Origin of the sequence: Nitrincola alkalilacustris (genome assembly GCF_008973755.1) — a bacterium.
In the GTDB taxonomy this organism is placed as follows: domain Bacteria; phylum Pseudomonadota; class Gammaproteobacteria; order Pseudomonadales; family Balneatricaceae; genus Nitrincola; species Nitrincola alkalilacustris.
The window spans coordinates 179,441-194,179 of the sequence record NZ_WBOM01000003.1; the positions used below are offsets into that span (position 1 = coordinate 179,441).

General features: G+C 52.8%; 14 protein-coding genes. 2 read left to right on the forward strand and 12 right to left on the reverse strand.

Annotated elements, in window-relative coordinates:
* Positions 1-46: 46 nt before the first annotated feature.
* A complete protein-coding gene (locus F7R27_RS06415; RefSeq protein WP_151703403.1) occupies positions 47-1,084 on the forward strand; it encodes a PLP-dependent cysteine synthase family protein in 1,038 nt (345 codons plus the stop codon).
* Positions 1,085-1,116: 32 nt separating this feature from the next.
* Here F7R27_RS06415 and speA read toward each other — a convergent pair whose 3' ends face one another.
* Positions 1,117-3,021, reverse strand: a complete 1,905-nt coding sequence (gene speA / locus F7R27_RS06420) for a biosynthetic arginine decarboxylase (protein WP_151703404.1) — start codon at positions 3,019-3,021, stop codon at positions 1,117-1,119.
* A gap of 234 nt (positions 3,022-3,255) precedes the next feature.
* Between speA and F7R27_RS06425 the strand changes: the two genes are divergently transcribed.
* Positions 3,256-3,819, forward strand: a complete 564-nt coding sequence (locus F7R27_RS06425; RefSeq protein ID WP_151703405.1) for a DUF1415 domain-containing protein — start codon at positions 3,256-3,258, stop codon at positions 3,817-3,819.
* A gap of 35 nt (positions 3,820-3,854) precedes the next feature.
* On the opposite strand, the gene F7R27_RS06430 is transcribed toward F7R27_RS06425, so the two are convergent.
* The 11 genes from F7R27_RS06430 to F7R27_RS06480 form a co-directional block, all read right to left on the reverse strand.
* Entirely contained in the window at positions 3,855-5,210 is a 1,356-nt protein-coding gene (locus F7R27_RS06430; protein WP_151703406.1) for a sigma 54-interacting transcriptional regulator, read from the reverse strand.
* Positions 5,197-5,802, reverse strand: a complete 606-nt coding sequence (locus F7R27_RS06435) for a hypothetical protein (protein ID WP_151703407.1) — start codon at positions 5,800-5,802, stop codon at positions 5,197-5,199. The genes F7R27_RS06430 and F7R27_RS06435 overlap by 14 nt, the downstream gene beginning before the upstream one ends.
* A complete protein-coding gene (locus F7R27_RS06440) occupies positions 5,799-7,250 on the reverse strand; it encodes a sensor histidine kinase (protein WP_206060428.1) in 1,452 nt (483 codons plus the stop codon). The genes F7R27_RS06435 and F7R27_RS06440 overlap by 4 nt, the downstream gene beginning before the upstream one ends.
* A gap of 90 nt (positions 7,251-7,340) precedes the next feature.
* Entirely contained in the window at positions 7,341-7,589 is a 249-nt protein-coding gene (locus F7R27_RS06445) for an EF-hand domain-containing protein (protein ID WP_151703705.1), read from the reverse strand.
* Positions 7,590-8,075: 486 nt separating this feature from the next.
* Entirely contained in the window at positions 8,076-8,330 is a 255-nt protein-coding gene (locus tag F7R27_RS06450) for a hypothetical protein (protein WP_151703408.1), read from the reverse strand.
* Positions 8,331-8,623: 293 nt separating this feature from the next.
* Entirely contained in the window at positions 8,624-8,887 is a 264-nt protein-coding gene (locus F7R27_RS06455) for a hypothetical protein (RefSeq protein WP_151703409.1), read from the reverse strand.
* Positions 8,888-9,301: 414 nt separating this feature from the next.
* Positions 9,302-10,381 carry a Glu/Leu/Phe/Val dehydrogenase dimerization domain-containing protein gene (locus F7R27_RS06460; protein WP_151703410.1) on the reverse strand — a complete coding sequence of 360 codons (1,080 nt, stop codon included), beginning with the start codon at positions 10,379-10,381 and terminating at the stop codon, positions 9,302-9,304.
* A 189-nt stretch (positions 10,382-10,570) separates the two neighbouring features.
* Positions 10,571-11,149, reverse strand: a complete 579-nt coding sequence (locus F7R27_RS06465; protein WP_151703411.1) for a glutathione S-transferase family protein — start codon at positions 11,147-11,149, stop codon at positions 10,571-10,573.
* Positions 11,150-11,396: 247 nt separating this feature from the next.
* Positions 11,397-13,160, reverse strand: a complete 1,764-nt coding sequence (locus F7R27_RS06470; RefSeq protein ID WP_151703412.1) for a DEAD/DEAH box helicase — start codon at positions 13,158-13,160, stop codon at positions 11,397-11,399.
* A gap of 171 nt (positions 13,161-13,331) precedes the next feature.
* Complete coding sequence (locus tag F7R27_RS06475; RefSeq protein WP_151703413.1) at positions 13,332-14,054, reverse strand: glycerophosphoryl diester phosphodiesterase; 723 nt, start codon at positions 14,052-14,054, stop codon at positions 13,332-13,334.
* Positions 14,055-14,113: 59 nt separating this feature from the next.
* Positions 14,114-14,728 (reverse strand): glutathione binding-like protein, encoded by a 615-nt coding sequence (locus F7R27_RS06480; protein WP_151703414.1) that lies wholly within the window; start codon positions 14,726-14,728, stop codon positions 14,114-14,116.
* Positions 14,729-14,739 lie beyond the last annotated feature (11 nt).

Here is a 14,739-nt window from a genome sequence, read left to right on the forward strand (position 1 = left end):
GTTAATGGCTGAAATATTTTAACCTTCTGAAGAGTGTTCAGCAGCGATGCGTGACTGGGTCAATAATGCGATACGTGAGATAGATGCCGATTTTCAACGCTCGGCAGATACCCATCTGATCAAGCTGGTACTGCCTGAACTGAGCGGTATCGATATCTATCTCAAGGATGAGAGCACGCACCCGACTGGCAGCCTCAAGCATCGCCTGGCCCGCTCGCTGTTTCTGTATGGTTTGTGTAACGGCAATATCCGTGAGGGGGCGCCGGTTATTGAAGCGTCGTCTGGCTCAACGGCTGTGTCGGAAGCCTATTTCGCCCGCCTGCTGGGGCTGCCGTTCATTGCCGTGATGCCTGCCTCGACCGCCTGTAAAAAAGTCGAGCAGGTGGAGTTTTACGGTGGTCGTTGCCACTTTGTGGATCAGAGCAGTCAGATTTACGGAGAGTCGGAGCGGTTGGCAAGTGAACTCGATGGCCACTATATGGATCAGTTCACCTATGCCGAGCGCGCCACTGACTGGCGTGGTAACAATAACATTGCCGACAGTATCTTCTCGCAGATGGCCCAGGAGCGTTTTCCGATTCCGCGTTATCTGGTGATGAGCGCCGGCACAGGGGGTACTTCGGCGACGCTGGGGCGCTATATTCGCTATCGGCGTTTTGAAACTGAGTTGGTGGTGGTTGATCCTGAAAACTCAGTGTTCTTTGATGCCTATCAGCAGAAGGATCTGACCCTGACATCCAGCAACGGCAGCCGTATCGAGGGTATAGGGCGACCTCGAGTTGAACCCTCTTTTGTGCCTTCGGTGATTGATCGCATGATCAAAGTGCCGGATGCTGCATCACTGGCGACCATGCGTTGGCTGGAGCAGGGGATTGGACGTCAGGCAGGTGCTTCCACGGGCACCAATCTCTGGGGTGCCTTGCAACTGGCGCAGGAGATGCTTGAGCGAGGCGAACAGGGCTCTATCGTCACGGTATTGTGCGACAAGGGCGAGCGCTATCTGGACACCTATTACAATGATGAGTGGGTCAGCCGCCAGATTGGCGATCTGACCCACTGGATGTCTAAGCTGCCGGGTTTTTAGCCCAGCAGCGCCAACGTAGATAGTTTTCTTTATCAGTTTTTGGGCTGGTCGAGGTAGGTGGTATCACCCAGACCACTGCGCAGCCACTCCATAAAGCTGTCATGCTCTTCAAGCGTGACATCAGCACAGGCCACCTGCCGTTCCAGCTGCATCAGCAGCGTTTGTGGATCGAAGTTGACGTACTGCAGCACTTTGCTGACGGTATCGCCACGCTGCGAATAACTGACTTCGGCCTTACCCTCTTCATTGAAGATGATATTGGCCGAATCGGTATCGCCGAACAGGTTGTGCAGATCGCCCAGAATCTCCTGATAGGCACCCACCAGGAAGAAGCCCAGCAATGAGTTGTCCACTTCCATCGGTGGGTAGGGCAGTGTGGTCTCTATACCTTCGCCATCCACGTAATGATCGATACGGCCATCGGAATCGCAGGTGATATCACGGATCACGCCACGACGAGTGGGTTCCTGATCCAGATCGTGCAGGGGGATGATCGGGAAGATCTGCTTGATCCCCCAGATATCCGGCAGCGACTGGAAGAGCGAGAAGTTGGCAAACAGCTTGTCGGCCATCTGTTCGTTCAGCTCATCGATAATTACACGCTGCGGACGTTTGGCCGGATTCAGGCTGTGCATCAGATGGAAGGCGGTGGCGCGCATAACCTGCTCGCACTGGGCACGCTCCGACAGGCTCAGATTGCCATGGGTGAAACCCTGATTGATATCCTGAGTGAACGCGACCAGATCGTGATACACCTCATACAGGCTGCGCTCACGAATCAGCGCATCCTGATAGTTCTGCCAGATGTTCTGCATCAGCACTGAGCTGTTGTCGTCTGGTGGGTCCAGATGATGCACTGTCTGGCTTTCGATCCCGATCACATTGGTCATCAGCACCGCATGGTGAGCGGTGACGGCCCGTCCGGATTCGCTGAATACATCGGGATGAGGCAGATCAAACTCCAGTGCAATATCATGAAAGGCGTGCACCACGCGCTTGGCATACTCATCAATGGAGTAGTTCATGGAGCAGATGTTACGCGACGCCGTGCCCTCATAATCAACTCCCAGGCCACCACCAACATCGACCACCTTGATTGGAATGCCCAGCATCGACAGCTCGGCATAGAAGCGTGCGGCTTCACGAAGGCCAACTTGAATATCCTGAATATTGGCGATCTGACTGCCCAGGTGAAAATGCAGCAGTTGGAAAGCCTTGATCTGGTCGCGTGACTTGAGGATTTCGATGGTGTGCAGAATTTCGCTGGCCGACAGACCAAACTTGGATTTGTAGCCACCCGTATCCTGCCAGTTGCCTTTACCGACGGTGGACAGGCGTGCGCGCACACCGATACGTGGTTCAACACCCAGCTCATCGGCGATTTTCAGCACGTCCAGCAGTTCGCTGGATTTCTCCAGCACGATGTAAACCTTGTGGCCAAGGCGCTCGCCGATCAGTGCCAGGCGGATATAGTCTCGGTCTTTATAGCCATTACAGACGATGGTTGATTTACCAGGTTCGGCCACCGCGAGAACAGCCAGCAGTTCAGGCTTGCTGCCTGCTTCCAGGCCAATATGGCCATCCAGTACTTTTTTCTGCCCCTCGACAATGCCTTCCACCACATGGCGCTGTTGATTCACCTTTATCGGGTAGATAGGGGTAAAGCGTCCGGTATAGTCCTGCTGCTCTATCGCGCGCTGAAAACTGCCGACCAGACTGGCGACCCGGTGATGAAGAATATGCGGGAAACGAATCAGAACCGGCAGCTCCAACTCTTTCTCCTGAATCAATTGCAGTATCTCGGGAAAGCTCACCTGAGCGGCGCTTTCCGAGTCCCTGACTACCACATCGCCGTTCTCGGCAATACTGAAATAGCCTGCTCCCCAGCGATCGACGTTATAAAGGGTGATACTGTCTTTTGCTGTCCAGTCGGCCACGTGTAACTCTCCTGACTAACGATTGATCTGATGGTTGATCTGCTGCTTATTCTGATGATGTGTGTCAGCACAGCCACATCCTGTAGTTACCAGTATACAGTTACAGTATTGCAGACTGGCGAAAAGAGTGCAGTGTATAGCGAAGATTTATGTAAGCAAGTGATGCAGCCGGCAACCGGCTCATTTGTGATAAAATGTGTACCTTTTAACGGCTACAGGGGCTCTGGATTCGACATGGCATTAACCGCGCAGGATATTCCTCAGGCAACCGAGCTGGTGCAGCAATGGCTGGAGCAGGTGGTGATAGGCCTTAATCTGTGTCCATTTGCACACAAGCCCTGGCGGGATGGGCAGATTCGTATTCTGGTCAGCCTGGTTGCAACAGAGGAAGAGGCACTGGCGCTGATGGTTGAGGAGCTGAAAGGTCTGGATGACAGCCAGCCTGAAGTGCTGGAAACGACGATTCTGGCGTTTCCGAATCTCTGGCCAGAGTTTCTTGATTACAATGATTTTCTGGATCTGGCGGACGCGTGCCTGGTGTCGATTGATCGTGTGGATCAGTATCAGATTGCCAGTTTTCATCCGCACTATCAGTTTGGCGGCACTCAGCCTGAGGATGCCGAAAATCTGACCAATCGCGCACCTTTTCCGTTACTTCATCTGTTGCGCGAGGCGAGTGTAGCCGCAGCAATAGAGCGCCATCCTGATGCTGATGGCATACCTGATCGCAATATCCGACGTGTCTGCGAGTTGAGTGAGAAGGAGCGACGATCGCTCTTTCCCTGGCTCTCTCAATAAGAAGCTCTCTTAATATGAAGCTCTATGAAGAGAAGTCAGGCGTGTTTTTCCTTCGCCACGACTACATCTGATGCAGACAGGCCATGCTTCTTCAGCAGTTTGTAGAGATCGGTACGATTTCGCCCGGCCAGTTCAGCCGCGCGGGTGACCTGTCCATCGGTCATCTGCAGGACGCGTATCAGATAGCGGCGTTCGAACTGATCGCGAGCGTCGCTGAGTGTCGGCCAGATGCTGCGATCTTCCAGCAGCGCCTGTTCAACCAGTGCCGCGTTGATGACGGGTGATTGAGTCAGGGCCGCGCACTGCTCCACTACGTTGACCAGTTGCCGGACGTTGCCGGGCCAGGCTGCAGTTACCAGCAGTTGCATCGCATCATCCGAGAAGCGGGTCACATCTATCTGGTAACGCTCGGCGCTTTGTTGCAATACATAGCGCACCAGCAGCGGGATATCCTCAGCCCGTTCACGCAGACTCGGGAGGTTCAGATTGACCACGTTGAGGCGATAGTAGAGATCCTCGCGGAAGCTGCCGTCAGCCATCTCATCCGGCAGGTGGCGGTGGGTGGCAGACAGCACACGCACATCGACTGCAACGTTGCGGCTGCTGCCGACTGAGCGCACCTGGCGCTCCTGCAGTACACGCAGGAGTTTAACCTGCAATGACTGCGGCATATCGCCTATCTCATCCAGAAACAGTGTGCCACCATCGGCTGCGCGGAACAGCCCCTGATACTCACTGACGGCGCCGGTAAACGCGCCCTTGGCATGGCCGAACAGTTCAGACTCCAGCAGGTGCTCCGGCAGCGCACCGCAGTTGATTGCAACAAAAGGTTTGTCGGCACGCGGGCTGGCATTATGGATGGCGCGTGCCAGCAACTCTTTACCTGTACCGCTGGCGCCACTGATCAGGACGCTGACATCGCGCTGTGCGATGCGATAGGTCTGTTCCAGGAGGTCTTCCATCACCCGACTGCGTGAGATGATCTCTTTGCGCCACTCACCCTGTTGCGGCACATGCGCCTGTTGAATTGCATCATACAGAGTTCGGCGCAGATCTTCGTGGTTCAGCGGTTTGGTCAGAAATCCAACGACGCCTCGCTGGGTGGCCGTCACAGCTTCGGGGATGGAGCCGTGGGCGGTCATGATGATCACGGGTAACCCTGGATGCCGACGGGATATCTCATCAAAAAGACTCAGCCCATCCTGCCCCGGCATTCGCAGGTCACTCAGAACGGCTGAAAAGGTCTCCGTACTCAACAGGTTCAGGGCGGCCTGAGCACCGTCGGCGGTTCGCACCTGATAGCCCTCGCTTTCCAGTCTCAGGGTCAGCAGGCGTAGCAGGCTGGGGTCATCATCAACCAGCAGTATGGGATGTATCTCACTGTTGGCCATCACGCAGCTCCTCTGTTGATGAGGCATTGAGTCGGGACTCGATTTCAGTCAGAGCCTCAATCTGGGTTTTCTTTTCGGCGATCTCTTTTTCCAGCTGGCTGATGGATTGCTGATGCTGGGTATTCAGACGTGTCAGTGTATGTACGGCCTGCTCCGTTTCCAGTAGTTGTTGCTGGTGTCTGAGCAGCCACCTGAAGTAGTCGGCCAGATCCGGCGGCAGGGTGCTGGCCATCTCCATCAGCACCCACTGATTCTGTTGTCTTATCTGATATGGACTGTCTGGGTGGCTGTGCAGCAGGGCGGCTTTTGCTCTGCCAAGATCACTGTCCGGCAGTTCGCTGAGCATTTTCTGGCGAGCTTCATCACTCATCTGCAGCGTCTTATGGGCGAAGCTCTGCCAGGCCAGAAGGTTACAGGGGGAGTCATTCAGAGACAGTCCCTCTTCGGGCATGGCACAGAAAACCGGGCTACTCCAGGGCAGGTTGATGGAGCCTGTGTCACTGCCCTTTCCAGCCGTCTGCAGTGTAGATGTGCAGCCACTGAGCAGCAGTGTCATCAGCGTCAGTGGAATAATATTGTATTGGATGGTCATTTTTTATCCATATCAGTGAGTCGTGGCAGTCTGATCTGCACACAGACATCGGCGTTATCTCGTTTTACAATGCCGGCCTGCCCCTGAAGCAAACGAGCACAGTCTGCCACTATGGACAGCCCCAGGCCCGAACCCTGAACAGCGTCTGCACGTTGCAAATCACCTCGCTGGAAGGGTTCAAACATCAGTGCTTCCTGACCCTCGGGAATGGCTGGACCAGTATTGGCAACTTCCAGAACAACCTGGGATTTGCTCCTGTACAGACTGAGCCAGATCTGGCCATTTTCGGAACCATAGGCCTGTGCATTATTCAGCAGGTTATCCAGTATGCGGCAGAAAAGCCGGGTATCCGTATGCAGCTCCTCAATGGAGCACTCCAGGTGTACCTCTTGACCGCGCTGCTGCAGTGCAAGGCGATGTTCGGCCAGTGCCTGCTCAAGCAGCGGTATGGCTTTAACGGTGCTGAGCTCGGGGCTGGCCTGCTGTAACAGCCGATTATAGTCGAGTAACTGCTCGGTCAGTTGGTGCAGTCGTTCAGCACTGCCGTTCAACAGATTGACTATCTCCATCTGGCGATCGTTCATCGGGCCGGCAAGCTGTTCAGCCAGCAGTGAGCAGCCTTCGCGGATGCTGGCCAGTGGTGTTTTCAATTCATGCGAGGCGTGTCTGAGCAGCACAACACGCAGTGATTCAAGTTGCTGCAGGCGCCCGGATAGCCAGTGCAGACGATGCCCCAGATCATTAAGCTCCCGTGGACCGCCGATCTGTTCCGGCGCCAGAGTGTCTTTTTGCTGGCCGATGGCGCGAATCATTCGATCCAGGCGCTTAACAGGAGCCGCCACCTGACCACTGGCCCAGATCAGCAGGATCAGAGTCAGCAGGACCAGCAGTACAGTCTGGATGGCCAGTTGTTGCTCCTGACGGGTTGCGCGTGCCTGCTGCTGTTCCAGTCGTGTATCCAGCTCCAGCCCGATAGTGGTGGATAGTCGCGACTGGTTTTCCCACATCTTACTGAAGAGTGTGTCCAGACTTTCACTGGATGCTTCATGGAAAGTTTCAGACAGTGAGTGAAGAAGTGAAGACTGTGTGTCGCATAACTCAGTTGTTTCCTGTTCTGGCAGATCAGCACAGGCACGGCCAAGTGAGTCGAGATAGTTGACGATATGGCCATCTGCCAGGGGTTTGAGTGAATCGGTTTTGAGAATATTGTATTGCCTGACGGCTCGCTCAATATCGGTAATGCGGTTCTTGAGGTTCTCGGCGCGGCGTACAGTCGCTACTGCGTTCTGTGCCTCTGTTAATGCCAACTGATTGAGTTCATTCAATGATTTGCTACCCTGCCAGAGCAGAACCGCCAGTGGTACGAGGGCGAGAGCAAAACCAAACAGCATCAATTGTCGCAGGGACGCGGGTTTAAACAGTTCTTTAACAGGTACCAAACCAGACACTAATGATTACTCATTTTCAGATTTTGAATCAGGCTACTCACTGGCTATTGCACCTGAGGGGAGGAATTAGATGTGAGTAGCCTGGTGAGCTCAGCGTGCCAGGTAAATTGTAAACTCTTCCAGGGTAATGGCGCCATCACCGTCTGCATCGATTTCGTCGAAACGAGTCATGAGTTCATCATCAGCCTGAGCTTCATCACGTGAAATGACACCATCTTCATTAGTATCCAGTGCCGAAAATGCAATCTGTACATCGGCATCAACGCCTGTACCGTCTTCATTTGCAAAGGCAGTCATGGATAGCAGCAAAAGTGATGCGGCAATCAGTGTTTTGTTCATATCAATTTATTCCTTTTGGTTGATAAGTACTAAGGCGTGTTCAAAGCAGTAGTGAATGTGTCGCCTTGACAGGGATAGAGCAGGATGTGTGCCATGATATTAAAACCATATTAAAAACAAATAGTTATTTTAAAATTGGGTGTGCAGGGATAAGTGATCTGTGCCATGGGTGTCGCGATGAGGCGACATGAATAGAGCGCTATTTAAAAAGTCTTTTAAAAACAGTTTGTTAAGATGTCTCTTTCTGGCGACATCTATTAAGCGGAAGAGGCCGGATCAAAAAGTAGTTCTGGAAGTCTGCTAACCAGCGAGGATCATTGATTGGTAAAAAAAGGGCTGGAATCGATGTACTGAGAGCATCACTTCCAGCCCGAAAGCTTGAGAACAAGAGAAGAACGAGGCAAAACTCAAGCGACACGGCGACGTACCATGTGAGGTTGGAGAGCTCAGCCCGCGTGCCATTCGAGCTGAACTCTCCGTAAAGAGTTACATAAAGAATCGAGGTTTCTCTGTCACAGCGGACGGTATGGTACCGTCTGAATTAACCTCAATCAGATAGTTGGTAAGTTTTGGCTGCTGAGGCTCATTCTGATCTTCTGTATTAGCCTGACTATCCATTTCCATTTTTGCATAGGCAATATGGCAGTCGGCCTCATGATCGCTCGCCAGGATGCCAGTGCTTGCACTGTACGCTGCAATGGATGTCAGCAGCAGAGTAGTATTAAGCAGAGACTTCTTCATGACTCATACTCCGTATTGTTTATGTTTGTTGCTATCCGGCAATCTACAAACTGCCGATATCTGCAGTCATGCCTGTAATACAGCATATGTTGTGCCAGAATGTTAAAAATCATTTTAAAACAGATAGTTATGGTATTTTACGGAAAGAGAGACTCACCAGATCTGTTTTTTAGTGTCGCCATTTAGAGACATTAATTTTATGCTTTATATATAAGTCATATAAATCAGTTATTTAGAGTGTATCAATTTGGCGACACCAATAAATCCTCTACTATATTCGGGTTCAGGGCTGCCTAAACTGACAGTCCGAAAGGCATATCAATATCGCCAATCAGGGTTGAGGCGACGGTGGAGTTAAGGGAAAGCCAGGTGTCATATAGCCGATTGTTGAGCCGCCTGTGACGCTCAAGCAGAGCCAGCAGAATATTTCCAAGATCGACTTCAGAGAATGCCAATTGCATATGTGAATTGACCTTTGCTGCCGAGGAACTGTAGCTGAGCGTGATAGCTGCAATGATTGCAATCACAAGAAAGGTGACAATCAGTGATTTTTTCATGATTTGTACTCCATCGTGTTGTAGACATGCCTGCTTTATAACGCTGGAAACAGGGCATTCACACAGATAAAGCAGAAAGCGTGCCAGTTTTTAAAATGTTTTTTTATATCATGTATTTAAGTTAAAAAAGTGCTGATCTGAAGCGACTCTAATGGAGTATCTGTCGCGATCTGGCGTCGCTTTTATAAACTGTTACAAATAACTTAACAAAATCAGTTATTTAAACTGTTTCTACATGGCGACAAAGTGGAGGGTAAAAGGAAAAGGGAAAAGGGGTCAGGTACATTTATGAAGTAGATTTGTGAGGGAGCAAAAAGAGAGTCAGCTGCCCGTTACGCTTCGCGGGAGTTGACTCTCAAGGGCCAGTGTCTGCAGGAGAAATCGCGGACCTGGCCAAGCGACGAACGCGGGTTGTTACAATGCCTTGAATCGTTCTTCGGCCAGTTTATTCGCTATGGCACCGGTTGGGGTGTTGCTCAGGGCACTGCGGTGGAAAATCTCACTCAGGGTATCGCCGATCGATTCGATATGGGCTCGCACTTTAGCCGCATCGTACCCGGTACGCTCATAGAAAATATCGATAATACCGCCTGCGTTGATCGCATAGTCGGGAGCGTAGAGGATACCGCGCTCCAGCAGCATGGCATCGTGTCTTTCTGATTCCAGCTGATTGTTGGCGGCACCGGCGATCACTGTCGCCTTAAGGGTCGGGATGCTGCGATCATTCAGAATGGCACCCATCGCGCAGGGGGCCAGCACATCAACATCTAGGCTCAGAATCTCATCGGCGGATACTGCTGTAGCACCCAGTTCAGTAACGGCGCGTGCTACCTGATCGGCGTGGATATCGCTGACATAGAGCTCGGCTCCGGCGGCATGCAGATGCTGGGCCAGGCGATAGCCAACATTGCCAACACCCTGAATGGCGACTTTGAGACCCTTCAGATCTTCACGATCCAGACGGTGCTTCACGGCGGCTTTCAGGCCGACGTAGGTGCCGTAAGCGGTGGCAGGAGAGGGGTCGCCGTTATTCAGCTTGCCATCGATTCCGACCTGTTCGGTCACGCCGCCTATATGGCTGGTATGACGGCCCATTACCAGTAGATCGGGCACACTGGTGCCGGAGTCTTCTGCAGCAATATAGCGTCCACCGAGGCTTTCCAGATACTGGCCCATTTTCTCCAGCAGTGCTTCACTCTTATGCTCGCGTGGATTACCGATGATGACAGACTTGCCGCCGCCAAGATCGAGGTTCGCCAGTGCTGATTTATAAGTCATGCCACGGGACAGGCGCAGCACATCACGCAGGGCCTCTTCATCACTGGCATAGGGCCACATGCGGCAACCGCCAAGTGCGGGGCCTCGATTGGAGTTGTGTACGGCGATGATCGCCTTGAGCCCAGTATCCGGATCACTGAAAAAGCAGACCTGCTCGTGCTGGTCAAATTCCGGGTGGCTGAAAACGTTATGAGAGGACGCAGAGGGGTGATTCATGGCAAATACCTTATTGCTGCTGGATCTCAGCAACAGCCTGTTCTTTGTTTTTTTAGTGCCGGTCTGGTGTGACCGGCTATCAGGTTTGGCGTCCTTGTGAGACGACAGTGCAGACCTTATGAGATTGTCATGAAAGCGTCAACCGTTTTCTGCAGATTGAGGCTTTCATGCGGATGAAATGAATCAAAATCAGAGAGATAGACGTGGGTCTGTGGCTGCCAGAATAGCTTTCCCTGCATGACGCTCATGGAAGGCTTTCAGGTTGGGGAGTGCGGAATAGTCCTGAAGCTCACGGAACAGGGTCCAGTCTATCAGGCAGTAAAGGCAGATGGCGGCGAAGTTCCAGTCATTCAGATGACCGGCAGCTGCCTGTTGATCCAGCTCTTTCAAGGATGTGGCGATACGCTCGCGTTGCAGGTTGAAGAAAAGTGCATCCTGAGATGTATCGACACCTGAGCGTGTCAGCAGAAACATCTCCACGAAGGAATCATTTGCCGCGTTGACGAGGGTGATCAGATTCTCATCCGCTACCGGGCAGGCCTCTTTATTCAGCTTGTTGTTCAGATAACTGAAAATCACTCGTGAATCAAACACCGGCTGCCCGTTATCCACCAGCATGGGGATCTTGAGTGCCGGGTTGATGGACAGCAGAATTTCGCGGCCTTCAGGCGAATAGATATTGATATCAACAAACTCGTGATCAATATCTTCCATCCATACTCTCAATCGACGAACGTAGGGAGAGGTAGTGGAACCGTAGAGTTTCATGGGTTTGCCCTTTTCTGTCATATGATCTGAATGATGAAGACAGACTGCTTCAGCAGCCTTTAACAGCTAGAGCATAGCATGCCGTAAGCGGATTGATTCCACCAGCAGCAAAGGGTTATTGATAAGCAGTGTGCGGAAGCCAAAGATGAGTATAAAGAGTGTGCTTCGGGAGGATAAAACGAGGGCAGAAACCTGAACAGGGACAGGCTGAGCGTATTTGCTCAGCCTGTCGGGGTGTGTCAGCAGATCAGCGTGCGCGAGCTGTCGCAGGTGCACCTGATTTAGCAGTTGGTGGTCTGCGACGGGCTTTAGGCGGGCCACTGCGATCAGCGCCACGGTCCTTGACGTCATCCTGCCATGGGCGGATGTTCAGCGCCTGACCACAGATACGGGCACGTTTCAGTACCTGCATGGAGTCGGGTGACAGGCTGCTTGGCAGATCGACTGTGCTGTAGGTTTCGTTGATGTCGATGCGACCGATGTGCTGGCTGTCGACGCTGGCCTCATTGGCAATGGCGCCAACAATGTTGCCAGGCTTCACGCCATGCTGATAACCAACACCCAGCCAGAAGCGCTGCATACCGGCGGCAGGAGCATCTGAACGACCTGCTGGACGACGTTTGCCGCGCTCTGCACCCTCATCACGAGGTCTGCGCTCACGCGCAGTAGCAGGTGCTGGTTCCTTTTCATTCAGGAACAGCGGCTTGTCTTTATGCATCATCTTCAGAATGGCTGCTGCGACCTGAACAGGCGACAGTTCCTGCTCTCCGACCAGTGATTCAATCAGTGGCAGGTACTGTTCCAGATCTGAGGCTTCTGCAGCGATACTGATCTGCTTTTTCAGGCGTTCGACACGCAGTTCGTTGAGCTGCTTGGCGGTTGGCAGAATCAGCTGCTCGATCGGTGAGCGGGTAGTGCGTTCGATCTGCTGCAGCAGGCGCTGTTCACGCGGTGCCGCAAACAGGATCGCGTCGCCATCACGACCGGCACGACCGGTACGACCGATACGGTGAATATAGGATTCGGCATCGTAAGGGATGTCGTAGTTGATAACGTGAGTGATGCGCTCGACATCAAGGCCACGTGCAACAACATCGGTTGCGATTACGATATCCAGCTCACCGCTTTTCAGCTTCTCGACCACGCGTTCACGCTGAGCCTGGGCGATATCGCCATGCAGGGCTGCAGCAGGGAAGCCTGCTTTGGTCAGCTGTTCTGCCAGCTCTTCAGTCGCATTTTTGGTGCGAACGAAGACCAGTGCACCTTCGTGCTCCTGGAGCTCCAGCAGACGGGTCATTGCGGTCAGTTTGGTCATGCCGCGAACGGTCCAGACGCGCTGACGAATGGTGCTGGCGGTGGCTGTTTTGCTCTCAATCTTGATGACAGCAGGTTCGGTCAGATAGTTGTCTGCAATACGACGGATTACCGGAGGCATGGTCGCAGAGAAGAGGGCGATCTGGCGCTGTGCAGGTGTGTGCTGCAGGATCCACTCGACATCGTCGATGAAGCCCATGCGCAACATCTCATCGGCCTCGTCCAGTACCAGCGTCTGCAGACGATCCAGTGCCAGTGTGCCGCGACGGATATGATCCATGACACGACCCGGTGTACCGATAACAACGTGCGCACCACGGCGCAGGCCGCGCAGCTGCTCGTCATAACCCTGGCCACCATAGATGGAGAGGATGCGAACGCCGGTCAGATGCTTGGAGTATTTTTCGCAAGCGGTTGAAACCTGAAGAGCCAACTCACGCGTTGGTGCCAGAATCAGCAGCTGCGGGTGAGTTTTGCTTGGATCAAGGCGTTGCAGCAAAGGCAGTGCGAATGCTGCGGTTTTACCCGTACCGGTTTGAGCCTGGCCCAGAAGGTCACGACCTTCGAGAAGTGGTGGAATCGCGCCTAGCTGTATCGGGGAGGGTGTTTCGTAGCCTACGTCATTCAGAGCTTCGAGAATAGGAGCAGAGAGCCCCAGGTCGCTAAAGTTAGCGGGGGTGTTTTCAATATTGGACATGCTGTGATTGCTTACCTGATGAATTGAGGACTTTGTGAGAAAGAAGTCACTCAGTTACGCTAAGAGGCATGGCTGCACTCACAGCAGCATCGCCCCAACAAAAGAGGTGCGTATTATATAGATCTGTTGGGGGCTTGTCCAGAGCAGTATCCGGAAGAGTTGAACGGCGGATCAACTTATCGGGAAGCGTTGCGGGTAATCCGTGATCACACCATCCACTCCCTGTTGCCACAGCAACTCACCCTGTTCCGGGTCATTGCAGGTATAGCTGTAAAGCTCGAATCCGGATTCCTTCACCATCATGAACTCTCTTGCGCTGACCTGCTGCCAGTCGAAATTCAGGCTGCGTGCCCGGATCATATCCAGTCGCTGCTGCCAGTCATCAGGAAGCGCTTCCACCAGATAGCCAAGTGCTGTTTTTTTCTCTGTCTGGTACCAGGCCTGCAGGGTTTCGTGTTCAAAACTGCTGATCAGCAGTTTGTCCGCAGGAAATGGATTGCTGCGCAGGCAGGATTGTACGATATGGGCAATCTTGTCCGGGTCTATCGAGTGTGTCTTGATCTCAAGGTTGAGCCCCAGGCCCAGGTGACTAATCAGTGTCAGTGCATCACTGAGCAAAGGGAGTGGTTCGCCTGCATACTCTTTCGAAAACCAACTTCCGGCATCGATGTTTTTCAGATCCCGACGGCTCAGATCAATCACCAGGCCTTCGGCGTTGGAGCAGCGCGCCAGGTCAGCATCGTGAATCAGTATGGGGGTGTCGTCACCCAGCAGTGTTACATCGACCTCGACCCATTTGACGCCCATTTCTGCCGCCAGGCGAATGCCTGCCAGTGTATTTTCAGGGGCAAGACTGGCCACACCACGGTGGCCGATAAGACGGCTTGTCAGCATGTCATCCTTCTTTAGCTTTCAGAGAGCGATATGTTTAGAGAGCTATTTATTTGAGAGTATCAGGGTATTTGCAGTCCGCGTTGAACAAACGGTAGTTGCAGCATGCGCTCCATCCATGCCTGAACCTGAGGGAAATCATTCAGGTCGATCTGTTGCCATTCGAAACGGTTGGCCCAGGGAAAGATTGCAAAATCGGCAATGCTGAGATCATCTACGACAAACTGTTTTCCTGCAAGCTGTTTATCGAGCACGCCCCACAGGCGTCGGGTTTCGTTGTTGTAGCGCTCGATGGCATAGGGAACTGGCTCAGGAGCAAAGCGGTTGAAGTGATGCGCCTGACCCAGAAATGGCCCAAATCCTCCCATCTGCCACATCAGCCATTGTAGTACTTCAAGACGTTTGCGCTTGTTGGTTGGCAGAAACTCGCCTGTTTTTTCGGCGAGATAGATCAGGATGGCCCCACTTTCAAACAGTGTTACCGGCTCGCCGTCAAAGCCATCATGATCCACAATGGCCGGAATCTTGTTGTTCGGGCTGATGCGTAAAAAATCGGGGGCAAACTGCTCATCATTGAGTATGTTGATCGGGTGAACAGAGTAATGCAGGCGGCAGGCCTCCAGCATGATTGATGCCTTGTAGCCGTTCGGTGTGCCCCAGGTGTAGAGATCTATCACGATAGTATCCT

Bases quoted from the DNA above. Each gene is read 5' to 3' on its own strand.
- F7R27_RS06425 (WP_151703405.1), top strand. From the start codon at position 3,256: ATGGCATTAACCGCGCAGGATATTCCTCAGGCAACCGAGCTGGTGCAG.
- F7R27_RS06465 (WP_151703411.1), bottom strand. From the start codon at position 11,149: ATGAAACTCTACGGTTCCACTACCTCTCCCTACGTTCGTCGATTGAGA.
- F7R27_RS06455 (WP_151703409.1), bottom strand. From the start codon at position 8,887: ATGAAAAAATCACTGATTGTCACCTTTCTTGTGATTGCAATCATTGCA.
- F7R27_RS06445 (WP_151703705.1), bottom strand. From the start codon at position 7,589: ATGAACAAAACACTGATTGCCGCATCACTTTTGCTGCTATCCATGACT.
- F7R27_RS06435 (WP_151703407.1), bottom strand. From the start codon at position 5,802: ATGACCATCCAATACAATATTATTCCACTGACGCTGATGACACTGCTG.
- F7R27_RS06460 (WP_151703410.1), bottom strand. From the start codon at position 10,381: ATGAATCACCCCTCTGCGTCCTCTCATAACGTTTTCAGCCACCCGGAA.
- F7R27_RS06450 (WP_151703408.1), bottom strand. From the start codon at position 8,330: ATGAAGAAGTCTCTGCTTAATACTACTCTGCTGCTGACATCCATTGCA.
- F7R27_RS06430 (WP_151703406.1), bottom strand. From the start codon at position 5,210: ATGGCCAACAGTGAGATACATCCCATACTGCTGGTTGATGATGACCCC.
- F7R27_RS06475 (WP_151703413.1), bottom strand. From the start codon at position 14,054: ATGCTGACAAGCCGTCTTATCGGCCACCGTGGTGTGGCCAGTCTTGCC.
- F7R27_RS06470 (WP_151703412.1), bottom strand. From the start codon at position 13,160: ATGTCCAATATTGAAAACACCCCCGCTAACTTTAGCGACCTGGGGCTC.
- F7R27_RS06415 (WP_151703403.1), top strand. From the start codon at position 47: ATGCGTGACTGGGTCAATAATGCGATACGTGAGATAGATGCCGATTTT.